Origin of the sequence: Cellulomonas telluris, from assembly GCF_004886325.1 — a bacterium.
Classification (GTDB): domain Bacteria; phylum Actinomycetota; class Actinomycetes; order Actinomycetales; family Cellulomonadaceae; genus Cellulomonas; species Cellulomonas telluris.
The window spans coordinates 703,579-725,436 of record NZ_QXFN01000004.1 but is presented as its reverse complement, the minus strand read 5'-3'; the positions used below and the strand labels follow the sequence as shown (position 1 = coordinate 725,436).

Genomic DNA, 21,858 nt, shown 5'->3' with positions numbered 1-21,858 from the left:
GTCACACGACGCGGGGCGTCCGTCCGGCGTGGGTCAGTGCCAGCGGAAGACGCGCGCCGCGAGCGCACCCAGCCCGACGGTCCACGCCGCCAGGACCAGCGCCGGGGCGAGCGGCAGCGTCCCGTCGAGCAGGCAGCCGCGCAGCACGTCGCCCAGGGCGCCGGACGGCAGCCACCCCGCGAGGGCGGACACGGGCGCGGGCAGGTCCCCGGCCGGCACGATGACGCCCCCGCCGAGGGCGAGGACGAGCAGGAGCAGGTTGGCCAGCGCGAGGACGGCCTCCGCACGCAGCGTCCCGGCGACGAGGAGTGCGAGGGCCGTGAAGGCGGCCGTGCCGAGCACGACGCCCACGAGCGCCAGCGCCAGCCCGGCGGCCGGGGGACGCCAGCCGAGCGCGGCGGCGGCACCGCCGACGAGCACGACCTGCACGACCTGCACCGCCAGCACCCCGAGCACCTTGCCCGCCAGCAGCCCGCCGCGACCCAGCGGCGTGGTGGCCATGAGCCGCAGCACGCCGTTGCGCCGGTCGAACGCCGTGGCGATGGCCTGGGACGTGAACGCCGACGTCATGAGGGCCAGCGCCAGCAGGCCGGGGGTGAGGAAGTCGACGCGCGAGGCACCCGCGGTGTCGATCTCGACGAACGTGCCGCGCACGAGCCCGACGAGCGCGAGCACGGGGATCACGACGGTGACGAGCAGCTGCTCGCCGTTGCGCAGGATCGTGCGGGTCTCGAACGCGGCCTGGGCGAGGACGCGCCGGGCCGGGGGAGCGGCGCCGTCGGCCGGTGCGGTGGCGGCGGGGGCCGGGGCGCTCATCGCAGGCTCCGTCCGGTGAGGTCGAGGAAGACGTCCTCGAGCGTGCGCGGGCCGAGGTCGAGCCGTGTCGCCAGGACGTCCTGCGCCGCGAGCCACGCGGTGACGTCCGCGAGCGTGCGCGGCCCGACGGGGCCCGTGACCGCGAGCGTGGTGGCGGACCGCTGCTCGACGGCGAGGGTGCCGCCGAGCGTGCGCCGCAGGGCGTCGGCGTCCACCGGACGCTCGGTGCGCAGGACGAGCGTCGTGCCGGGGTGCTCGCCCGTGGCGGGTCCGTGGCCGCCCGCGAGCAGCGCGGCCACGGTGCCCTCGGCGAGGACGCGGCCGCCGTCGACGACGACCACGTGGTCGGCCAGGTCCTCGGCCTCCTCCATGAGGTGCGTCGTGAGGATGACCGCGACGCCCTGGTCGCGCAGCTCGCGCACGAGCTCCCAGACCGCGAGGCGCGACTGCGGGTCCATGCCCGCGCTCGGCTCGTCGAGGAAGACGACGCGGGGACGCCCCACGACGGCGACGGCCAGCGCCAGGCGCTGCCGCTGGCCGCCGGACAGGCGCCGGACGGTGGTCCGCGCGAAGGCTCCGAGCCCGAGCCGCTCGGCGAGCTCGTCGGTGCTCAGGGGGTCGGCGTACATGCGCGCGACGTGGTCGAGCATCTCCCGGGCCCGCACGCCGGTCGGCAGGCCGCCGTCCTGCAGCATGACCCCGACACGGGGGCGCAGCGCGGCACCCTGGGCGACCGGGTCGAGGCCGAGCACGCGCACCGTGCCGGCGTCGGGGCTGCGCAGGCCCTCGCAGCACTCGACGGTCGTCGTCTTCCCCGCGCCGTTGGGCCCGAGCACGGCGGTGACGCGACCGGAGTCGGCGGTGAGGTCGAGGCCGTCGACCACGGTCCGGCCGCCGTAGCGCTTGACGAGCCCGCGGACCTCGACGGCGGGGGAGTGCGGCACGGTGGGCGAGTCTAGGTGCTCGCGGCGAGCCCGGGCGCGGGTGCGCCCGTGCGGTCCCGGGCCGCGTCGGTTGCGCCCCGCTCGTCCGGGATGTCCCCCAGGTGGACGACGGACGCAGCCGGCGCGGGTGCGCCCCTAGGGTGACGCGTCGGTGCCCCGCGGCGCCGTGCCGGCGGATCCGACGACGACGGGAGAGCCCGTGCCCACCTACCGCATCGACCCCGACTCCCTGCGGGAGGTCCCCGGCGACGTGACGGCGGTCTGGGCCCACGTCGAGCAGCTGGAGGCGCGGGGGCCGCAGGCGGACGGCGAGCGGGTCGTGTGGCTGCGGATCCTGGGGGCGCTCGGGTCCGCGCGGGAGCTGGGCTGGGCGGACGTCGCACGGCGCGGCGGTCCGCCGACGCTCGAGGCGGCGGCGGTCACGGTGCCGCGGACGGTGCCGCCCGAGGCGTACCGCCCGCTGCTGCGGGTCGCCCACGTCCTGCACTGGCAGCGGCGGCACGCCGACGCGGACACGGTCATCGACCTCGTCCGCGCGGCCGCGTCCGCACGCCTGGAGTGGACGGACGCGTCCGAGGTGCGCGGCGACTGCGCGACGGTGCTCGCGTTCGCCGACCAGCACCAGGGCAAGGTGCGGTACGACGAGGGCCGGTACGCGGAGGCGGCCGTGCTCTTCGCCGCAGCGCTGGAGCGCCGCGAGCGCGAGCACGCGCCGTCGGACCAGGTGGTGTCGAGCCGGCAGGCCCTCGAGGCGGCGCGGCGGCGCCAGGCGGGCGTGCCGACGCTCGTGTGAGGCACGGCTCACGAAGGCTGACCTTGCTTGCGGGGATGGATTTCGGCAACAAGGATGTTGCCGATATCAGGTGCGCGTACCCGATGCGCGCACGTCCTGCCGGACGCGACCACGCGGACCGGCGCCGGCCGGCCCCGCGGAGGTGAGCGTGAGCAGCATGCTGCCCGTCGTCGCCCCTGCCGGCGCGCCCGCCGTCCTGCCCGGCGCCGTCGCCGGGTCCGACCTCGACGCCGGCACACGGCGCCGCGTGCTGCGGATCGTCGCGAGCGACGGACCGGTCAGCGCCGCCGACCTCGCCGCCGCGCTCGACCTGACCGCCGCCGGTGTGCGACGCCACCTCGCGGCGCTCGAGCAGGCCGGCCAGGTCGTCGTCCACGAGGGCCGCGGCGGTGCCCGCGGCCGCGGCCGGCCCGCGCGTCGCTACGTCGTGACGGGCGAGGGCCAGGCGACGCTGTCGCAGCGGTACGCCGAGATCGCGTCGGAGGCGCTGCGCTTCCTCGCCGAGGCGGCCGGTCCCGAGGCCGTGGAGCGTTTCGCGGAGCAGCGCGTGCGCGAGCTCGAGACCCGGCACGCCGCCGCGGTCGACGCCGCCGGCGACGACGTCGGCGCCCGCGCCCACGCGCTCGCCGACGCGCTGGCGGGCGACGGCTACGCCGCGTCGGCACGGCCGGTCCCGGGCGCCGCCGCCGTCCAGCTGTGCCAGGGGCACTGCCCGGTGCAGGACGTGGCCGCCGAGTTCCCCCAGCTGTGCGAGGCGGAGACGCGCGCGTTCAGCCGCCTCCTGGGCGTGCACGTGCAGCGCCTGTCGACCCTGACCACGGGCGGGCACGTGTGCACCACCAGCGTGCCGACCCGCACCCCACCGACCGGCGGACGGTGACCCCGCCCGCGACCCCCGCCCCGTACCCGAACCCCCAGACCCCGCACGTGCACTCGACGGAAGGACCGACACCATGAGCGCACCCACGGACGAGACGGCCACCCGGCCGGCGGCGACCGAGCCGCTGAGCCAGGACGAGGCCATCGCCTCCCTCGGCAACTACACCTACGGCTGGCACGACCCGGACGTGGCCGGCGCGAGCGCGCGCCGCGGCGTGTCCGAGGACGTCGTGCGCGACATCTCGCGGCTGAAGAACGAGCCGGAGTGGATGCTCAGGACGCGGCTGAAGGCGCTGCGCCTGTTCGACAAGAAGCCCATGCCCTGGTGGGGCGCGGACCTGTCGGGCATCGACTTCGACAACATCAAGTACTTCGTGCGGTCCACCGAGAAGCAGGCCACCAGCTGGGAGGACCTGCCGGAGGACATCAAGAACACGTACGACCGCCTCGGCATCCCGGAGGCGGAGAAGCAGCGCCTCGTCGCGGGCGTCGCCGCGCAGTACGAGTCCGAGGTCGTCTACCACCAGATCCAGGAGTCGCTCGAGGAGCAGGGCGTCATCTTCCTCGACACCGACACCGGTCTGCGCGAGCACCCGGAGATCTTCGAGCAGTACTTCGGCTCGGTCGTGCCCCCGGGTGACAACAAGTTCGCGTCGCTGAACACGGCCACGTGGTCGGGCGGCTCCTTCGTCTACGTGCCGCCGGGCGTGCACGTCGAGATCCCGCTGCAGGCCTACTTCCGCATCAACACGGAGAACATGGGCCAGTTCGAGCGGACGCTGATCATCGCCGACGAGGGCTCCTACGTGCACTACGTCGAGGGCTGCACGGCGCCGATCTACCAGTCGGACTCGCTGCACTCGGCCGTCGTCGAGATCGTCGTGAAGAAGAACGCCCGCGTGCGCTACACGACGATCCAGAACTGGTCGAACAACGTCTACAACCTCGTGACCAAGCGCGCCACGGTCGCCGAGGGCGGGACGATGGAGTGGGTCGACGGCAACATCGGCTCCAAGGTCACCATGAAGTACCCGGCGATCTACCTCATGGGCGAGCACGCGCGCGGCGAGACGCTGTCGATCGCGTTCGCCGGCGAGGGCCAGCACCAGGACGCCGGCTCGAAGATGGTCCACGCGGCCCCGCACACGTCGAGCTCGATCGTCTCCAAGTCGGTCGCGCGCGGCGGTGGCCGCACCTCCTACCGCGGCCTCGTGCAGATCCTCGAGGGTGCCTCGCACTCGGCGTCCAACGTGCTGTGCGACGCGCTGCTGGTCGACCAGATCTCGCGCTCGGACACCTACCCGTACGTCGACGTCCGTGAGGACGACGTGTCGATGGGCCACGAGGCGACGGTTTCGCGCGTCAGCGAGGACCAGCTGTTCTACCTGATGTCCCGGGGCATGCCCGAGACCGAGGCGATGGCCATGATCGTGCGCGGGTTCGTCGAGCCCATCGCGCGCGAGCTGCCCATGGAGTACGCCCTCGAGCTCAACCGCCTCATCGAGCTGCAGATGGAAGGGGCCGTCGGCTGATGACGACCACCACGAACGAGGGCGCCGGCGTCGGCCTCTCGACCGACCACTCGCGTGCCGTCGCGGACGGTGCCCACAGCCACGGCGTGGGCACCGTCCCGGAGTCGTCGCGCGCATTGCGCCCGACGAGCTTCGACGTCGCCGACTTCCCGGTCCCCACGGGCCGGGAGGAGGAGTGGCGGTTCGCGCCCGTCGACCGGTTCGCGCCGCTGTTCGGCGCCGCGACCGGCGGGGTGCTGTCGGGCCACGGCGTGCTGACCACCGTCGTCGAGTCGCCGGAGGCGCGCGTCGAGATCGTCGACCGCGACGACGCGCGCCTCGGGCGTGCCGGCGAGCCCGGCGACCGCACCGCCGCCGCGGCGTGGGCGTCGTTCGGGCGCGCGACCGTGCTGACGCTGCCGCGCGAGTCGGTCTCGTCCAAGGTGACGTCGATCGTCGTCGAGGGTTCGGCGAGCGACGAGATCGCCGCCGAGCCGACGGCGACGCACCTGCTCGTGCACGCCGAGCCGCTGTCGCAGGGCGTCGTCGTCATCGACCACGTCGGGCACGCGAACCTCACCGAGACGGTCGAGATCGTCGCGGAGGACGGCGCACACCTCACGGTCGTGTCCGTGCAGGACTGGGCCGAGGGCACCGTGCACGCGTCCAGCCACCGCCTGCGCATCGGCCGCGACGCGTCCGTCAAGCACATCGTGGTCACGCTCGGCGGCGACGTCGTGCGCGTCACGCCCGACGCCGAGTTCGTCGGCGAGGGCGCGTCGGTCACGATGCTGGGCGCGTACTTCGCCGACGCGGACCAGCACCAGGAGCACCGCCTGTTCGTCGACCACGCGGTGCCCAGCTGCATCTCGCGCGTGACGTACAAGGGCGCGCTGCAGGGCGCCGGCGCGCACACCGTGTGGGTGGGCGACGTGCTCATCCGCGCGGCCGCCGAGGGTACCGACACGTACGAGCTCAACCGCAACCTCGTCCTCACCGACGGGGCGCGCGCCGACTCGGTCCCCAACCTGGAGATCGAGACGGGCGTCATCGAGGGTGCCGGCCACGCGAGCGCGACCGGCCGGTTCGACGACGAGCAGCTCTTCTACCTGCGCGCCCGCGGCATCCCGGAGGCCGACGCACGCCGCCTGGTCGTGCGCGGGTTCTTCGCCGAGCTCATCCACGAGATCGGCGTGCCCGAGGTCGAGGAGCGCCTCATCGCCTCGATCGAGGCCGAGCTCGAGAAGTCGATGAGCGAGATCCTCGGCACCCCGCGGGTCGAGGAGTCCGAGGCGGTCGCCCCGGCGGACGAGGCATGACCGCTCAGCTGGCCTGCATGACCGACGACGTGCCCGTCGCCGGCACGCTGCGCGTCGAGCTCGAGGGCGAGGCGGGACCCGTCGAGGTCGCCGTCGTCCGTGACGAGGCCGGCGAGTGGCACGCCATCAGCGACGTCTGCTCGCACGGCGCCGTCTCCCTCTCCGAGGGCGAGGTCGAGGACTGCACGGTCGAGTGCTGGCTGCACGGGTCGCGCTTCGACCTGCGCAGCGGCAAGCCGCTGTCGCCGCCGGCCATCCGTCCCGTCCCCGTCTACCCCGTGACCGTCGACGGCGAGCGTGTGCTCGTCGACGTCGACGCCCCGCTCTGAACCCCGAGGAGTACCCCGAGATGTCCACCCTGGAGATCCGCGACCTGCACGTCAGCGTCGAGACCAAGGAAGGCGCCAAGCCGATCCTGCGCGGTGTCGACCTCACCGTGAACAGCGGCGAGACCCACGCGATCATGGGCCCCAACGGGTCCGGCAAGTCGACGCTGGCCTACTCGCTCGCCGGCCACCCGAAGTACGAGATCACGTCGGGCACCGTCCTGCTGGACGGCGAGGACGTGCTCGAGATGAGCGTGGACGAGCGTGCCCGTGCCGGCATGTTCCTCGCGATGCAGTACCCCGTCGAGGTGCCGGGCGTGTCGGTGTCGAACTTCCTGCGCACCGCCAAGACCGCCATCGACGGCGAGGCCCCGCCGCTGCGCACGTGGGTGAAGGACGTGCGGGGCGCCATGGACGCGCTGCGCATGGACTCCTCGTTCGCGGAGCGCTCGGTCAACGAGGGCTTCTCCGGCGGTGAGAAGAAGCGCCACGAGATCCTGCAGATGGAGCTGCTCAAGCCGCGTATCGCGATCCTCGACGAGACCGACTCCGGCCTCGACGTCGACGCGCTGCGCGTCGTCTCCGAGGGCGTCAACCGGGTCCGCGAGACGACCGACGTCGGCGTGCTGCTCATCACGCACTACACGCGCATCCTGCGCTACATCAAGCCCGACTTCGTGCACGTCTTCGTCGACGGCCGCATCGCCGAGGAGGGCGGCCCCGAGCTGGCCGAGCGCCTCGAGAACGAGGGCTACGACCGGTTCCTCACGTCCGCCACGGCCTGAGCCTGCGCGAGCGCTGCGTGAGCACCGCCCGCCGGGACGCGACCACGGTCGCGTCCCGGCGGCGCCCCGGCACCCGGGGCCACCGGACGGCCACCGCCGCCCGGCCCACCGTCCGGAGGGACATCCCATGACCAGCACGCTCGAGCCGGTCGCCGCGCCCGACGGCCGGCTGTCCGCCGCGGAGCTCGCCGCGGTCCGCGCCGACTTCCCGCTGCTCGCGCGCACCCTGCGCGACGAGCGTCCGCTGGTGTACCTCGACTCCGGGGCGACCTCGCAGAAGCCGGACGTCGTCCTCGACGCCGAGCAGGACTTCTACCTCCAGCGCAACGCCGCCGTGCACCGCGGCGCCCACCAGCTCGCCGAGGAGGCGACCGAGGCGTTCGAGGACGCCCGTGCGCGCGTCGCCGGGTTCGTCGGCGCGACGCCCGGTGAGCTCGTGTGGACGTCCAACGCGACGGCCGCGCTCAACCTCGTCGCGTACGCGATGTCCAACGCGTCCCTCGGGCGCGGGGGAGAGGCGGCGCGCGGGTTCGCCCTCGGCGAGGGCGACGAGATCGTCGTCACCGAGCTCGAGCACCACGCGAACCTCGTGCCGTGGCAGGAGCTCGCGGCCCGCACGGGCGCCACGCTGCGCTGGATCGGCGTCACCGACGACGGCCGGCTGCGCGTCGACGAGCTCGACACGGTCGTCACCGAGCGCACGAAGGTGCTCGCGTTCTCGCACGCCTCCAACGTCACGGGGGCCGTCACGCCGGTCGAGCGGTTCGTCGCCCGCGCCCGCGAGGTCGGCGCGCTCACGGTGCTCGACGCGTGCCAGTCGGTCCCGCACATGCCGGTCGATCTCGCAGCCCTCGGCGTGGACTTCGCCGCGTTCTCCGGGCACAAGATGTACGGGCCGACCGGTGTCGGCGCGCTCTACGCGCGGCGCGAGCTGCTCGAGGCGATGCCGCCCGTGACGACGGGTGGCTCGATGGTCGAGGTCGTCACGATGGAGACCACGACGTACGCGCCGCCGCCGCAGCGGTTCGAGGCCGGCACGCAGATGGTGTCGCAGGCTGTCGCCCTCGGCGCCGCCGCGCAGTACCTCGGCGACCTCGGCATGGCCGCGGTGCACGCGCACGAGACCGAGATGGCCGGGCTGCTGCTCGACGCCGTCGCGTCCGTGCCGGGCGTGCGCGTCATCGGCCCGACCGACACGACCGACCGCCTCGCGAACGTCGCGTTCGTCGTCGACGGCGTGCACGCGCACGACGTCGGCCAGGTGCTCGACGACGCGGGCGTCGCCGTGCGTGTCGGCCACCACTGCGCGCAGCCCCTGCACCGCCGCTTCGGCGTCGCCGCGACCACGCGCGCGTCGGCCGGCGTCTACACGACCGCCGAGGACGTCGCGGCGTTCCGGGAAGCACTGGCGGGGGTCCGTGCGTTCTTCGGTGCGGAGGGAGCGTGATGAGCACCGGATCGATGGAGCAGCTGTACCAGCAGGTCATCCTGGACCACGCCAAGTTCCCGCACGGGCGGGGGCTCGGCACCGCGGGCGAGGCCGCCGCGGTCACCGGCGAGTCGCACCAGGTGAACCCGACGTGCGGTGACGAGGTGACCCTGCAGGTCGACCTCGACGACGCCGGCGTCGTGCGCGACGTGCGCTGGGAGGGGCAGGGCTGCAGCATCTCGCAGGCCTCCGTCTCGGTGCTGCACGACCTCGTCGTCGACAAGGACCTCGCGGGCGTCGACGAGCTCGCCGCCACGTTCCGCGCGCTCATGCAGTCCAAGGGCGCCGGTCTCGACGACGAGCACGCCGAGGACCTCCTCGGCGACGCCACCGCCTTCACGGGCGTCGGGCGGTTCTCGGCACGCGTGAAGTGCGCGCTGCTGGGGTGGACCGCCCTGTCCGACGCCCTCATCACGTCCGGCGCACGCGCCCGGGAGGACGCATGACCACCGAACCCACCACCAGCCCCGCGCCGGTTACGGCGCCCGACGACGCCCCTGTCGCCGCGGCCGCGGCGCCCGCGTCCGCGCCCGCCAACGTCGCCGACGTCGAGGAGGCGCTGCGCGACGTCATCGACCCCGAGCTCGGCATCAACGTCGTCGACCTGGGCCTCGTCTACGGCGTCGCGATCGACGGCGACAACACCGCGGTCATCGACATGACGCTCACGTCGGCGGCGTGCCCGCTCACCGACGTCATCGAGGACCAGTCGGCCCAGGCCCTCGACGGCATCGTCGACGGCTTCCGCATCAACTGGGTGTGGATGCCGCCGTGGGGCCCCGAGAAGATCACCGACGACGGTCGCGAGCAGATGCGGGCGCTCGGCTTCAACATCTGACGCACCGCGTGCCACGACGGCCCGGCCCCCCGTGGGGACCGGGCCGTCGTCGTCCGCGCGGGTCGTGTCAGAGCGTCTGCGCGGCGAACGTGTCGCACGCCTCCAGGGAGCCCTGCTCGTAGCCGATGGTGAACCAGCGCTGGCGCTGCTCGCTGGAGCCGTGCGTCCAGGTGTCGGAGTCCACGCCTCCGCCGGACTGCTGCTGGATGTGGTCGTCGCCGACCGCGGCGGCCGCGTCGAGCGCCTGGGCCAGCTCCTCGGCCGTGATGGGCTGCAGGTAGGGGACGTCCGTGCCCGGCCGCAGGGTCTGCGTGGCGGCACCGGCCCACATGCCGGCGTAGCAGTCGGCCTGGAGCTCGACGCGCACCGAGTCGGACTCGGCGCCGCCGCCGCTGCGGTCCGCGCGCTGGAAGACGCCCGTGAGGTTCTGGACGTGGTGGCCGTACTCGTGCGCGTACACGTACATCTCGGCGAGGGGACCGCCCTGGGCGCCGAACTGCGTCTGCAGCGTCCGGAAGAAGCCGAGGTCGACGTAGATCGACTGGTCCGCCGGGCAGTAGAAGGGCCCGGTCGCCGACGAGGCGGCGCCGCACGCGGTGGAGACGTTGCCCTCGAAGACGGCAGCCTCGGGCGCCTGGAACGAGCCACCCGCGGACGCGAGCTCCTCGGCCCAGTAGGTGTCCAGGGCCTGGATCGTGACCTCGAGCCGGCAGTCGGGGTTCTCGTTCGCCTGCTCGACGGTGCAGTACTCGACCAGGGAGGACTCCTGCCCGCCGCCCCCGTCCGGTGCCGCCCCGCCGAGGAGCGGGGAGACGTCCTGACCGGTGAACAGGTAGATCGCCAGCGCGATCACCCCGATCAGACCGCCGCCGCCGGCCGCGACCGCACCGCCGGAGCGTCGCTTGACCCGGCCGCCCTCGAAGCCGCCACCCTCGCTGAACGTCACGCGGTCACGCTAGACCGGGGCCGCCCGGGTCGCTCGGCGAGCGCTCCCGGTCCTGGGCGCCCGTCCGGCTCGGGTCAGTCGTCGCCGAGGCCCCGTGCGGCCAGGGCGTCGCCCGTGCTGCGCGCGTGGCCGACCATGCGCACGGCGGCGGGCACGACGAGCGCGCGGGGGTCGCGCTCGAAGCCCCGTGCCCGCGCCGCGTCGCGCGTCTCGGCGACGGTGCGGACGAGCACGGGGACCGTCCGCAGGAAGAGGCTGACCGCGAGGCCCACGGTCTCGGGCGGCAACCCGACGTGCCGCAGGGGACGGGCCGCGCGTGTGACCGCCGCCAGCAGGTCGTCGGCGCGGGTCGTGGCGGTGACGAGGCTGCCCGCGAGCACGAGCGTGAGCAGGTCCACCGCCGCCTCGGCACCACGCGCCGGGTCGCCCACCCACGTCTGGTAGGCGCCGAGCGCGACGGCGGTGAGCACGACCGGGAGCAGGCCCCTGGTGGTGCGGTGCCACGGGACCCGCGCGAGCGCAGTGGCCCCGACGACGAGCGCGAGACCCGCGACGGCGGCCGTCAGGCCGCGCACGAGGACGACCGCGAGGCTCAGCGCGGCGAGCGCGACGAGCTTCGCCGCGACCGGGGCGCGGTGCAGGACGCTGCGTCCCGGGTGGTGCAGCCCGAGCGGACCCGCCCACGGCGCGCGCACCGGCCCGCCGGCCCGTGCGCGCCCTCGTCCAACCCGTCGCCCGGCCCGCGCAGGCCCGTTCCCGTCCGTCGCGGTGCCCGTGCGCGGCGGTGCCGCAGGGTCCCGGGGCGACGTCACGGGCGCCGCTCGCCGGACGGGGCGGCGGACGCCCCGGTCATCAGCGCCCGGTAGTGCGCGAGGGCCGGCCCCGGTGGTCCGTCGGCGACGACGGCGCCGCCGTCGACCACCAGCACCCGGTCCGCGCGCGCGGCCGCCTCGAGGTCGTGCGTCACGACGACGACCTGCTGGTCGAGCGACGCGAGCAGGTCGTCCACGCGTGTGCGCCACCGCAGGTCGAGCAGCGTCGTCGGCTCGTCGCAGACGAGCACCGCCGGCTCGGTTGCCAGGACGGCGGCGAGCGCGAGCAGCTGCCGCTGCCCGCCGGACAGCGCGTGCACGGGCACGTGCGCGCGGTCGGCGAGGCCGAAGCGCGCGAGCACGTCGAGCGCGCGCGCCGTGCGCTCGGACGCGTCCGGGACGGTCCGGCGCAGCGACAGCGCGACGTCCTCGACGGGCGTCGGCATGACGATCTGCGCGTCCGGGTCCGTGAACACGAAGCCCACGCGCCGGCGTACCGCGGCGCCGTCGTCGGCCGTGTCGAGCCCGTCGACGACGACGCGCCCCGCCGACGGCAGGACCAGCCCGTTGACGAGCCGGGCGAGCGTGGACTTGCCGGAGCCGTTGGCCCCGACGACGGCGACGCGGCGTTCGGCGAGCGCGAGCGAGACGGGCCCGAGCAGCCGCACGACCCGGTCGGCGCCGCCCGCGGGGTCGGACGTCCAGGCGGTGACCTCGACGTCCTCGAACGTGATCACGGACGGGGTGCTCGGGCCCGGGCGTCGGGGCGCAGGTCGGGGTAGGCGCGCAGCACGGCGACCGTGACCGCGCCCGCGAGGAGGTTCTTCACGACGTCGCCCGGCCAGTAGACGACGTCGACGAGGAACGCGGCCGGCAGGTCGAGGCCGGCCCGCCACACCAGTCCGGCGATGCCCGCCGGGTGCACCGTGAGGAACGACGCCCCGAGGCCCGCCGCGGCCAGTGCCGCCCAGCGCCACCGCAGCGGCGCGCGCAGCGCGACGCGCGAGAGCAGACCGGCGACCGCCGCGGCCAGCGGGAACGACAGCAGGTAGCCGACCGAGGGCTTGCCGAGCACGCCGAGCCCACCGGTCATCTCGGCGAACACGGGCACGCCCGCCAGGCCCACGACCAGGTACAGCGCGACCGCGAGGAACCCGCGCAGCGGGCCGAGGACCAGCCCGGCGAGGACCACGCCGAACGTCTGGAGGGTGATCGGCACGCCCGAGCCGGTCGGGATCGGCGGGACGAGCGCGCACGCCGCGACGAAGGCGGCGAACGTCGCCACGAGGGCGACGTCCGTGCCGGGGCGGCGCCGCTCGCGCGGGGCCGGCAGGGCCGCCTCCCGCGGGGCGTCGGCGGTCGGCTGCGCACGCGCGGCCTCGTCGGTCGTCGTGTCGTCGAAAGCGCTGGACATGGGTCGCCTTCCGCAGGGAGTGTCGGGTCCTGGCCGGACGGCGGTGTCCCGGACCGCACCGCGTCGCGCCGGTGCGGACCGGACCGACGCGGGCCGCAGCCCCTGAGCCGCTCGTCACGCTAGCGGCTCGGTAGACTGCTGGGCGTTTGTGCCGGGCGCCAGATCCCTCCCGGCGTCCTCGGAGGAAACCACCAGTGATCACCGCCTCGGCCGTCGAGCTGCGCGTCGGCGCACGCGTCCTGCTCGAACCCACGACCTTCCGCATCGCCTCGGGCGACCGGATCGGTCTCGTCGGCCGCAACGGCGCCGGCAAGACCACCCTGACCAAGACCCTCGCGGGGGAGAGCCAGCCCACGGGCGGCACGGTCTCCCGCAGCGGCGACGTCGGCTACCTGCCGCAGGACCCCGCCTCGGGCGACCTCACCCAGCTGTCCCTGGACCGCGTGCTCTCGGCGCGCGGCCTCGACGCCGTGCTCGCGGCCATGCGCGAGACCGAGGGCGCGATGGCGTCCACGGACGACGCGACGCGCGAGCGCGCGATGGAGCGCTACACGAAGCTCGAGGCGCGTTTCACCGCCGCCGGCGGGTACGCGGCCGAGTCCGAGGCGCACCGCATCACGGCGGCCCTCGGTCTCGACGACCGGGTGCTCGGCCAGGAGCTCGGCACCCTGTCCGGCGGTCAGCGCCGCCGCGTCGAGCTCGCGCGCATCCTGTTCTCCGGCGCGGAGACCCTGCTGCTGGACGAGCCGACGAACCACCTCGACGCCGACTCGATCGTGTGGCTGCGCGACTACCTGAAGAACTACCCGGGCGGCTTCCTCGTCATCAGCCACGACGTGGAGCTGCTGCGCGCCACGGTGACGAAGGTCTTCCACCTCGACGCCAACCGCTCGCAGCTCGACCAGTACAACCTCGGCTGGGACGCGTACCTGCTGCAGCGCGAGACGGACGAGAAGCGCCGCCGCCGCGAGCGCGCCAACGCCGAGAAGAAGGCCGCCGCCCTGCTCGCGCAGGCCGACAAGATGCGCGCCAAGGCGACCAAGGCCGTGGCGGCGCAGAACATGGCGCGCCGCGCCGAGCGCATGCTGTCGGGTCTGGAGGAGGTGCGCGTCTCCGACAAGGTCGCGAAGCTGCGGTTCCCCGACCCCGCGCCGAGCGGCCGGACGCCGATCACGGCCGAGGGGCTGTCGAAGTCGTACGGCTCGCAGGAGGTCTTCACCGACGTCAGCCTCGCGATCGACCGCGGGAGCAAGGTCGTCGTCCTCGGCCTCAACGGCGCCGGCAAGACGACGCTGCTGCGCATGCTCGCCGGGCTCGAGAAGCCGGACACCGGCGAGGTCAAGCCGGGGCACGGGCTCAAGCTGGGCTACTACGCGCAGGAGCACGAGACGCTCGACCTGAGCCGCACGGTCGTGGAGAACCTGCGCACGGCGGCGCCCGACCTCACGGACACCCAGGTCCGCTCGGTGCTCGGCTCGTTCCTGTTCTCGGGCGACGACGCGGACAAGCCCGCGCGGGTGCTCTCGGGTGGAGAGAAGACGCGGCTGGCGCTCGCGGCCCTGGTCGTCTCGAGCGCGAACGTGCTGCTGCTCGACGAGCCGACGAACAACCTCGACCCGGCCTCCCGCGAGGAGATCCTCGCCGCGCTGCGCGGGTACAAGGGCGCGGTCGTGCTCGTCAGCCACGACGAGGGCGCGGTCGCCGCGCTCGAGCCCGAGCGGGTGCTGCTGCTGCCCGACGGCGACGAGGACCTGTGGGGCCCGGACTACCTGGACCTCATCGCGCTCGCCTGACCCCGGCTGGCGCCGCCGCCCAGCTGCGCGTCGATCTCGGCGTCCTCGTCGAGCTCGTCGCGGCCGCGCGCCCGTCGCGGACGTGGCGGGGCGGGCGGCGGCGGGGGACCGGGACGCCCGTCGGGCCCGGCCGCACCGCCGTCACCGGCGGGAGGTGCGTCGCGCCACTCACGCCGCGCGGCGACCGAGAACGCGACGAGCCCGCCGAGGGCGAAGACCCACCACTGGAACGCGTACGACAGGTGCGAGCCGGGGTCGGTGCTCGGTGCCGGCAGGGCCCCGAGCTCGGTCCCGGCCGGCGGCAGCTCGCTCACCAGGCCGCCGTACGCCGCGTACGGCTCGGCGTCGGCCGGGACGGCCTCGCCCCCCGCCGCCACGACCTGCGCGGGCGTGATGGTGTGGACCTGCCCGGCCGGGGCGTCCCGCGTGCTGGGCGACTCGCCCGGGCGCAGCCGCACGGTGACCTCCACGTCGCCGGCGGGCGGCGGCGGCACGTCGACCCCGGACGACCCGTCCTCGCCGGTGGGCACCCAGCCGCGGTCCACGACGAGGACGCGGCCGGCGTCCACCGGCGGCCCGAAGGCGCCCGGTGCGGCGTCCGTCACGAGCAGGGGCACGAGCACGTGGTACGAGGGCGTGCCGTCGACGGGCCGGTTGCGCAGCAGCACGGTCGCATCCGCGAGCCAGCGGCCGGTGACGGTGACCCGGCGCCACGCGTCGTCGTCCGGCAGCGGGGCGGACGGGTCGGGCACGACGTCCGCGAGATCCGTCGGCGCGGCCGCGTAGTTCTCCTCGACGACGGCGATCGCCGCGGCGCGGGCCACGTGCCGATGCCACTGCCAGCGTCCGAGGAACGTGCACACCACGGCGACGGCGACGGCGAGCGCGAGCAGCCCGAGCGCGCGCCGACGGACGTCCGCGCGCGTGCCCACCGCCGGCACGTGCAGCGGGTCGGACCCGTCGCTCACGGCACCGCCCGCTCGAGGTCGGCCACGGGCACGACGTCGCGCAGGAACCCGCGCACCTGCAGGTACTCCCCGAGGTGGGTGCGGTGCTCGTCGCACGCGAGCCACACCTTGCGCCGCTCAGGCGTGTGCAGGCGCGGGTTGTTCCACAGCACGCCCCACGTCGCGTCGGCGCGGCACCCGCGGGCGCTGCACACCAGCTCGTCGACGGCGTCGGGCGTGCTCACTCGGTCCCTCCCAGCTCGCCGCCCCCGCGGGGTGCGGCGCCCAGCTCACGCGGCGTCATGTACACGTCGCCCTCGACGCGCCGCTCGCGGCCGGCGTTCGCCAGCAGCACCGCGACGTAGGGGAGCACGACGGCCGCCGACATCAGCACGATCGGCACGACCACGGGCACGTGCGCCCAGAGCAGGCCCGCGGCGAGGAAGCAGACCACGCGGATCCCCATCTGCCACAGGTAGCGGCGCTGCCGGCGGGCGAGGTCGTCCGCCAGCGGCTCGGGGGCGCTGGTGATGCGGTGCACCTCCTCGTCCGGGAGGCCGCGCCGGCGTCGGGTGCTCACACCCCATGGTAGGCGCGTGCGTCGTTGTGGGCGTCCCACAAGGACGGGCCCGCAACTCGTGCGCGCCCGCACCCCCTGCCGTCGCGGGGGCGTCGGCTAGCGTCGTGACCCGTGCCTGCGACGACACCCGAGCCCACGACCGCCACCACGCCCGACGCGACCGCCCGCGCGCCGCGCAGCGTCCTGGTGACCGGCGCCAACCGCGGCATCGGGCGCGCCATCGCCGAGCGGTTCCTCGCGTCGGGCGACGCGGTCGCGACGATCGTCCGCTCCGGCGGCGCCCCCGAGGGTGTCCTCGAGGTCCGGGCCGACGTCCGCGACACCGCCGCGGTCGACGCCGCGTTCACCGAGGTCGAGAAGGCGCAGGGCCCCGTCGAGGTCGTCGTCGCGAACGCCGGCGTCACGCGCGACCAGCTCCTGCTGCGCATGACCGACGAGGAGTTCGAGGACGTCCTCGACGTCAACCTCACCGGGTCGTTCCGCGTGGTCCGCCGCGCGAGCAAGGGCATGATCCGCCTGCGCCGCGGCCGCATCGTGCTCATCTCGTCGGTCGTCGGCCTCTACGGCTCGCCCGGCCAGGTGAACTACGCGGCGTCGAAGTCCGCGCTCGTGGGCATGGCCCGCTCGATCACGCGCGAGCTCGGCGGGCGCAACATCACGGCCAACGTCGTCGCCCCCGGCTTCATCGACACCGACATGACGAAGGCGCTGCCGCAGGACCGGCAGGACGCGTACCTCGCGTCGATCCCCGCCGGCCGGTTCGGGCACGCGGAGGAGGTCGCCCGCGTGGTCGAGTTCCTCGCGTCGGACGCCGCGGCCTACGTCTCCGGTGCGGTCGTCCCCGTCGACGGCGGCCTCGGCATGGGCCACTGACGCCCGCCGCCCCGCGCCCCGCACTCTCTCCCCGCACCACCCACGGAAGGCATCCCATGGCACTGCTCGAGGGCAAGACGCTCCTGGTCACCGGCGTCCTCACGGACGGATCCATCGCGTTCCACGTCGCGCGGCTCGCGCAGGAGCAGGGCGCCCAGGTGATCCTCTCGTCGTTCGGGCGCCAGCTCCGCCTGACGCAGGCGATCGCGCGCCGCCTCCCGCAGCCGGCGCCCGTCGTCGAGCTCGACGTGACCTCGGCCGAGGACCTCGCCGCGCTCGCCGACCGCGTGCGCGAGCACGCCGACCACCTCGACGGCGTCGTGCACTCGATCGGCTTCGCGCCGCAGTCCGTCATGGGCGGCAACTTCCTCGCGGGGGAGTGGGACGACGTCGCGACCGCCGTGCAGATCAGCGCGTACTCGTTGAAGTCGCTCGCCGTGGCGGCCCTGCCGCTCATGGGGCCGGGCGGCTCCGTCGTCGGCCTCACGTTCGACGCGCGCTACGCGTGGCCGGTCTACGACTGGATGGGCGTCGCCAAGGCCGCGTTCGAGTCGACCGCCCGCTACCTCGCGCGTGACCTGGGTCCGCAGGGCATCCGCGTGAACCTCGTGTCCGCCGGCCCGATCCGCACGACGGCTGCCAAGTCGATCCCCGGCTTCGAGTCGATGGAGGGCGGCTGGCCCGAGCGCGCCCCGCTCGGGTGGGACGTGACGAACCCGGAGCCGACGGCCCGTGCGGTCGCGGCGCTGCTGTCCGACTGGTTCCCCGCGACGACCGGCGAGATCGTGCACGTCGACGGCGGCGTCCACGCCATGGGTCTGTGACGGACGGCTCTGCGACGGATGGCTCCGTGACGGCGGACGTCGCGCACGTCACGGCCGACGCCCGCCCGCACCCCGGTGCGGGCGGGGCCGTCGGTGGGACGCTGGTCCGGTGACCTCGCACCGACTCGTGCTCCTGCGCCACGCCAAGGCCGAGCCCGCCGGCTCGCTGCCCGACCACGAGCGTCCGCTCGCGCTGCCCGGGCGCCGTCAGGCGTCGGCCGCGGGCGCGGCGCTCGCCGCGGCCGACCTGGTGCCGTCACGGGTGCTGTGCTCCTCGGCGCTGCGCACGCGGCAGACCTGGGAGCTGGCCCGCACCGCGCTGGCCGCGGCCGGAGCCCCGGACCCCGTGCTGACCGTCACCGACGCGCTGTACGACGCGACGACCGGGGACCTCGCCGAGCTCGTCCGTGCGGTGCCGGAGGACGACGGCACGGTGCTCGTCGTGGGGCACGAGCCGACGATGTCGCACGCGGCGGTGACGCTCGCGGGTCCGGGGTCCGACGAGCAGGTCCTCGCCCGCGTGCGCACGGGCGTGCCGACGTCCTCGTGGTCGGTCCTCGAGCTCGACGGCCCGTGGGACGCCACCGCGCCGGGCGGCCTGCGCCTGGTGCGTCTGGGCCTGCCGGACTGAGCCGCCGGCCGCTTCGCCGGCGTCCCGCGCCTCCCGCCTCAGCCGGCGAACGGCTCCAGCGCGAGCACCGCGTCCAGCCGGCCGTCGAGGGCGACGTCCGCCGCCTGCGCCACCACGGGCTTGGCGTTGAACGCGATGCCGGTGGCCGCGGCGGCCAGCATGTCGAGGTCGTTCGCGCCGTCGCCGATCGCGACCGTGCGCGCCAGGGGCAGGCCGAGCTCGTCCGCCCAGGCGGTGAGGGTCGCGGCCTTCGCGGCACGGTCGACCACCGGGCCGTCGACCCGGCCCGTGAGCCGCCCGTCGCGCACCTCGAGGCGGTTCGCGTGCACGCGGGTGATCCCCAGGCCCGCCGCGAGCGGACGCACGACCTCGAGGAACCCGCCGGACACCAGGCCGACGGGCCAGCCGCGCCGGTCCAGCTCGGCCACGAGCTCGCGGGCGCCCGGCGTCAGCTCCACCTCGGCCAGCACGTCGTCGAAGACGGACACGGGCAGCCCCTCGAGGGTCGCGACGCGCTCGCGCAGCGACTGTCCGAAGTCGATCTCGCCGCGCATGGCGCGCTCGGTGATCGCGGCCACGAGCGGCAGGGAGCCGGCGCGCGCCGCGAGCATCTCCACGACCTCACCCGTGATGAGCGTCGAGTCGACGTCCATGACGACGAGCCGGCGGGTGTCCGTCGTGACGTCCGGGCGTGCGGGGGTGCTGTCCACGCCCGGCAGGCTAGTCGCGGGCCGGGCGTGGACGCGGTGGTGTCCGTCAGTCGGTGATGACGGTGCCCTTGGGCACCACGGTGATGCCGCTCTCGGTCACGGTGAACCCCCGCGCACGGTCGTGGTCGTGGTCGAGCCCGATGCGGGCGCGCTCCGGCACGACGACGTTCTTGTCGAGGATCGCCCGGTGCACCTGCGCGTACCGGGACACCTCGACGTTGTCCATGAGCACCGAGTCGGTCACCTGCGCCCACGAGTGCAGCCGCACCCCGGGGGAGAGCACCGACGAGGAGACCGTGGCGCCGGACACCAGCACGCCGGGCGAGACGATGGAGTCGGCGGCGTGGCCCAGGCGGCCCGCGCCGGCGTGCACGAACTTGGCCGGCGGCAGCCCGGTGTAGCCGGTGTAGACGGGCCACTCCTCGTTGTAGAGGTTGAACACCGGCTCGATCGAGATGAGGTCGTGGTTCGCCTCGTAGTAGGAGTCGATCGTGCCGACGTCCCGCCAGTAGTCGCGGTCCCGGTCGGTCGAGCCCGGCACGTCGTTGCGGATGAAGTCGTACACGCCGGCCGTCCCGCGCTCGACGAACCACGGGACGATGTCGCCGCCCATGTCGTGGCGCGAGTTGACGTTCTGCGCGTCCGCCGTCACGGCCTGCACCAGGGCGTCCGCGTTCGCGACGTAGTTGCCCATCGACGCGAGGATCTCCGTCGGCGAGCCGGGCACCGGCGTCGGGTCGGACGGCTTCTCCCGGAACGCGGCGATGCGCGACGGGTCCTCCGGCACCGTCTCGATGACGCCGAACTGGTCCGCCATGTCGATGGGCTGCCGGATGCCCGCGACGGTCAGCTCCGCGCCCGACTCGACGTGCGCGTCGACCATCTGCGAGAAGTCCATGCGGTAGACGTGGTCGGCGCCGACCACGACCACGATGTCGGGGCGCTCGTCGTCGATGATGTTGAGGCACTGGTAGATCGCGTCGGCGCTGCCGAGGTACCAGTGCTTGCCGACCCGCTGCTGCGCGGGCACGGCCGCCACGTAGTTGCCCAGCAGCGGCGACATGCGCCACGTGCGGGACACGTGCCGGTCGAGGCTGTGCGACTTGTACTGGGTCAGCACGATGACGTGCAGGTAGTGCGAGTTGATGACGTTCGACAGGGCGAAGTCGATCAGCCGGTAGATGCCGCCGAAGGGCACGGCGGGCTTCGCGCGGTGCGTCGTCAGGGGCATGAGCCGCTTCCCCTCCCCTCCGGCGAGGACGATGGCGAGGACACGCGGCGCTGGCATGGACCCAACCTAGGGCTGTCGGGCGCTCGCAGCGAGGCGACGCGGCGTGCGCGCTAGCGTGTCGTCCAGGACCGGCTGACCAGGCCGGTCACCACCTGGAGGCCCCCCGTGCGCGTCGACCTGCTGACCCGTGAGTACCCGCCGCACGTCTACGGCGGCGCGGGCGTCCACGTCGCGGGGCTGACGGCCGTGCTGCGCGATCTGGTCGACGTGCGGGTGCACGCCTTCGACGAGCCCGTCGCCGAGCCGGGCACCCACGGGTACTCCGTGCCCGACGCGCTGCGGGGTGCGAACGCCGCGCTCGCGACGATGGGCGTCGACCTCGCGATCGTCGACGGCATCGGCCGCGACGACGCCGGCGGCGGCACCGACCTCGTGCACTCGCACACCTGGTACGCGAACCTCGCCGGCCACCTCGCGTCGCTGCTGTACGGCGTGCCGCACGTCGTCACGGCGCACAGCCTCGAGCCGCTGCGCCCCTGGAAGGCCGAGCAGCTCGGCGGCGGCTACGCGCTGTCGTCCTGGGTGGAGCGCACCGCCTACGAGGCTGCGGCGGGCGTGATCGCCGTGAGCGCCGGGATGCGCGACGACATCCTGCGCGCCTACCCGGCCGTCGACCCCGGCCGGGTGCACGTCGTGCACAACGGCATCGACCTCGACGGCTGGCGCCGTCCCGAGGGCGACGAGGCGACCGCTCGGGCCCGCGCCGTCGTCGACGGCCTGGGGATCGACCCGGACCGCCCGGCAGTGGTCTTCGTGGGGCGCATCACCCGGCAGAAGGGCCTGCCGTACCTGCTGCGGGCCGCGGAGGCGCTGCCCGCCGACGTGCAGCTCGTGCTCTGCGCGGGTGCCCCGGACACCCCCGAGATCATGGCGGAGGTCACCGGGCTCGTCGAGGGGCTGCAGGCCCGGCGCGGCGGCGTCGTGTGGATCGAGCGGATGCTGCCGCGCGACGAGCTCGTCGCGGTCCTCGCGCACGGCACGGTGTTCGTCTGCCCGTCCGTCTACGAGCCGCTCGGCATCGTCAACCTCGAGGCGATGGCCGTCGGGATGCCGGTCGTCGGCACCGCCACCGGCGGCATCCCCGAGGTCGTCGACGACGGCGTCACGGGCTGGCTCGTGCCGATCGAGCAGGTGCAGGACGGCACCGGCACGCCCGTCGACCCGGACCGCTTCGTCGCCGACCTGGGCGCCGCGCTCGCGGGCGCGGTCGCGGACCGGGAGCGTGCGGCGGCGTTCGGCGTCGCCTCGCGGCGTCGCGTCGAGGACCACTTCTCGTGGCGGGCGATCGGGGAGCGGACGCTCGAGGTGTACCGGACGGTGCTGGGAGCCTGACGGCC

The 21,858-nt window shown here is 74.7% G+C and carries 25 protein-coding genes; 14 read left to right on the top strand and 11 right to left on the bottom strand.

Features of this window, described 5'->3' with window-relative positions; genetic code table 11:
• Positions 1-33: 33 nt before the first annotated feature.
• A complete protein-coding gene (locus FB586_RS15555; protein ID WP_136520204.1) occupies positions 34-816 on the bottom strand; it encodes an ABC transporter permease in 783 nt (260 codons plus the stop codon).
• Positions 813-1,760, bottom strand: a complete 948-nt coding sequence (locus FB586_RS15550; protein WP_136520203.1) for an ABC transporter ATP-binding protein — start codon at positions 1,758-1,760, stop codon at positions 813-815. Before FB586_RS15550 ends, FB586_RS15555 begins: the two co-directional genes overlap by 4 nt.
• Before the next feature lie 199 nt (positions 1,761-1,959).
• Here FB586_RS15550 and FB586_RS15545 point away from each other — a divergent pair, with 199 nt between their 5' ends.
• The 9 genes from FB586_RS15545 (at position 1,960) to FB586_RS15505 (ending at position 9,700) form a co-directional block, all read left to right on the top strand.
• Positions 1,960-2,553, top strand: a complete 594-nt coding sequence (locus FB586_RS15545) for a hypothetical protein (RefSeq protein ID WP_136520202.1) — start codon at positions 1,960-1,962, stop codon at positions 2,551-2,553.
• 157 nt (positions 2,554-2,710) lie between these two features.
• Positions 2,711-3,433, top strand: coding sequence for a helix-turn-helix transcriptional regulator (locus FB586_RS15540; RefSeq protein WP_136520286.1), 723 nt, complete (start codon positions 2,711-2,713; stop codon positions 3,431-3,433).
• Positions 3,434-3,506: 73 nt separating this feature from the next.
• Positions 3,507-4,964, top strand: coding sequence for a Fe-S cluster assembly protein SufB (sufB, locus tag FB586_RS15535; RefSeq protein ID WP_136520201.1), 1,458 nt, complete (start codon positions 3,507-3,509; stop codon positions 4,962-4,964).
• Positions 4,964-6,262, top strand: coding sequence for a Fe-S cluster assembly protein SufD (gene sufD / locus FB586_RS15530; protein WP_136520200.1), 1,299 nt, complete (start codon positions 4,964-4,966; stop codon positions 6,260-6,262). The genes sufB and sufD overlap by 1 nt, the downstream gene beginning before the upstream one ends.
• The gene (locus tag FB586_RS15525; protein WP_136520199.1) at positions 6,259-6,591 is read left to right on the top strand and encodes a non-heme iron oxygenase ferredoxin subunit; all 333 of its coding nucleotides are present in this window, start codon (positions 6,259-6,261) and stop codon (positions 6,589-6,591) included. The genes sufD and FB586_RS15525 overlap by 4 nt, the downstream gene beginning before the upstream one ends.
• Before the next feature lie 20 nt (positions 6,592-6,611).
• A complete protein-coding gene (gene sufC / locus FB586_RS15520) occupies positions 6,612-7,373 on the top strand; it encodes a Fe-S cluster assembly ATPase SufC (protein ID WP_136520198.1) in 762 nt (253 codons plus the stop codon).
• A gap of 127 nt (positions 7,374-7,500) precedes the next feature.
• The gene (locus FB586_RS15515) at positions 7,501-8,820 is read left to right on the top strand and encodes a cysteine desulfurase (protein WP_136520197.1); all 1,320 of its coding nucleotides are present in this window, start codon (positions 7,501-7,503) and stop codon (positions 8,818-8,820) included.
• On the top strand, positions 8,820-9,308 hold the full coding sequence (gene sufU, locus FB586_RS15510) for a Fe-S cluster assembly sulfur transfer protein SufU (protein ID WP_136520196.1): 489 nt from the start codon (positions 8,820-8,822) through the stop codon (positions 9,306-9,308). The genes FB586_RS15515 and sufU overlap by 1 nt, the downstream gene beginning before the upstream one ends.
• Positions 9,305-9,700, top strand: a complete 396-nt coding sequence (locus FB586_RS15505) for a metal-sulfur cluster assembly factor (RefSeq protein WP_136520195.1) — start codon at positions 9,305-9,307, stop codon at positions 9,698-9,700. Before sufU ends, FB586_RS15505 begins: the two co-directional genes overlap by 4 nt.
• A gap of 67 nt (positions 9,701-9,767) precedes the next feature.
• On the opposite strand, the gene ypfJ is transcribed toward FB586_RS15505, so the two are convergent.
• The 4 genes from ypfJ to FB586_RS15485 all read right to left on the bottom strand — a co-directional run bounded on the left by ypfJ (position 9,768) and on the right by FB586_RS15485 (position 12,872).
• A complete protein-coding gene (gene ypfJ / locus FB586_RS15500) occupies positions 9,768-10,646 on the bottom strand; it encodes a KPN_02809 family neutral zinc metallopeptidase (protein WP_136520194.1) in 879 nt (292 codons plus the stop codon).
• A 74-nt stretch (positions 10,647-10,720) separates the two neighbouring features.
• Positions 10,721-11,341 (bottom strand): energy-coupling factor transporter transmembrane component T family protein, encoded by a 621-nt coding sequence (locus FB586_RS15495; RefSeq protein ID WP_168800574.1) that lies wholly within the window; start codon positions 11,339-11,341, stop codon positions 10,721-10,723.
• A 113-nt stretch (positions 11,342-11,454) separates the two neighbouring features.
• A complete protein-coding gene (locus FB586_RS15490; RefSeq protein ID WP_136520192.1) occupies positions 11,455-12,195 on the bottom strand; it encodes an energy-coupling factor ABC transporter ATP-binding protein in 741 nt (246 codons plus the stop codon).
• Positions 12,192-12,872, bottom strand: a complete 681-nt coding sequence (locus tag FB586_RS15485) for a biotin transporter BioY (RefSeq protein ID WP_136520191.1) — start codon at positions 12,870-12,872, stop codon at positions 12,192-12,194. The genes FB586_RS15490 and FB586_RS15485 overlap by 4 nt, the downstream gene beginning before the upstream one ends.
• A 194-nt stretch (positions 12,873-13,066) precedes the next feature.
• Between FB586_RS15485 and FB586_RS15480 the strand changes: the two genes are divergently transcribed.
• On the top strand, positions 13,067-14,665 hold the full coding sequence (locus tag FB586_RS15480) for an ABC-F family ATP-binding cassette domain-containing protein (RefSeq protein ID WP_136520190.1): 1,599 nt from the start codon (positions 13,067-13,069) through the stop codon (positions 14,663-14,665).
• On the opposite strand, the gene FB586_RS15475 is transcribed toward FB586_RS15480, so the two are convergent.
• Genes FB586_RS15475 through FB586_RS15465 form a run of 3 tightly spaced genes read right to left on the bottom strand, consistent with a single transcriptional unit; the run spans position 14,638 to position 16,192 of the window.
• Positions 14,638-15,633 (bottom strand): SURF1 family cytochrome oxidase biogenesis protein, encoded by a 996-nt coding sequence (locus tag FB586_RS15475; RefSeq protein ID WP_136520189.1) that lies wholly within the window; start codon positions 15,631-15,633, stop codon positions 14,638-14,640. The two genes, FB586_RS15480 and FB586_RS15475, sit on opposite strands and share 28 nt — an antisense overlap.
• A complete protein-coding gene (locus FB586_RS15470; RefSeq protein WP_136520188.1) occupies positions 15,630-15,857 on the bottom strand; it encodes a hypothetical protein in 228 nt (75 codons plus the stop codon). The genes FB586_RS15475 and FB586_RS15470 overlap by 4 nt, the downstream gene beginning before the upstream one ends.
• Positions 15,854-16,192 (bottom strand): DUF3099 domain-containing protein, encoded by a 339-nt coding sequence (locus FB586_RS15465; protein WP_246036798.1) that lies wholly within the window; start codon positions 16,190-16,192, stop codon positions 15,854-15,856. The genes FB586_RS15470 and FB586_RS15465 overlap by 4 nt, the downstream gene beginning before the upstream one ends.
• A 111-nt stretch (positions 16,193-16,303) precedes the next feature.
• On the opposite strand from FB586_RS15465, the gene fabG reads away from it, so the two are divergent.
• The 3 genes from fabG to FB586_RS15450 all read left to right on the top strand — a co-directional run bounded on the left by fabG (position 16,304) and on the right by FB586_RS15450 (position 18,520).
• Positions 16,304-17,065 carry a 3-oxoacyl-ACP reductase FabG gene (fabG, locus tag FB586_RS15460; RefSeq protein WP_136520187.1) on the top strand — a complete coding sequence of 254 codons (762 nt, stop codon included), beginning with the start codon at positions 16,304-16,306 and terminating at the stop codon, positions 17,063-17,065.
• 56 nt (positions 17,066-17,121) lie between these two features.
• Complete coding sequence (gene fabI, locus FB586_RS15455) at positions 17,122-17,889, top strand: enoyl-ACP reductase FabI (protein ID WP_136520186.1); 768 nt, start codon at positions 17,122-17,124, stop codon at positions 17,887-17,889.
• 109 nt (positions 17,890-17,998) lie between these two features.
• The gene (locus FB586_RS15450; RefSeq protein WP_136520185.1) at positions 17,999-18,520 is read left to right on the top strand and encodes a SixA phosphatase family protein; all 522 of its coding nucleotides are present in this window, start codon (positions 17,999-18,001) and stop codon (positions 18,518-18,520) included.
• Positions 18,521-18,558: 38 nt separating this feature from the next.
• Here FB586_RS15450 and serB read toward each other — a convergent pair whose 3' ends face one another.
• Both serB and glgC read right to left on the bottom strand, forming a co-directional pair.
• Positions 18,559-19,230, bottom strand: a complete 672-nt coding sequence (gene serB, locus FB586_RS15445) for a phosphoserine phosphatase SerB (RefSeq protein ID WP_281276686.1) — start codon at positions 19,228-19,230, stop codon at positions 18,559-18,561.
• Positions 19,231-19,276: 46 nt separating this feature from the next.
• Positions 19,277-20,518, bottom strand: a complete 1,242-nt coding sequence (glgC, locus tag FB586_RS15440; RefSeq protein WP_136520184.1) for a glucose-1-phosphate adenylyltransferase — start codon at positions 20,516-20,518, stop codon at positions 19,277-19,279.
• A gap of 108 nt (positions 20,519-20,626) precedes the next feature.
• On the opposite strand from glgC, the gene glgA reads away from it, so the two are divergent.
• Positions 20,627-21,853 carry a glycogen synthase gene (gene glgA / locus FB586_RS15435; protein WP_136520183.1) on the top strand — a complete coding sequence of 409 codons (1,227 nt, stop codon included), beginning with the start codon at positions 20,627-20,629 and terminating at the stop codon, positions 21,851-21,853.
• Positions 21,854-21,858: the final 5 nt, after the last annotated feature.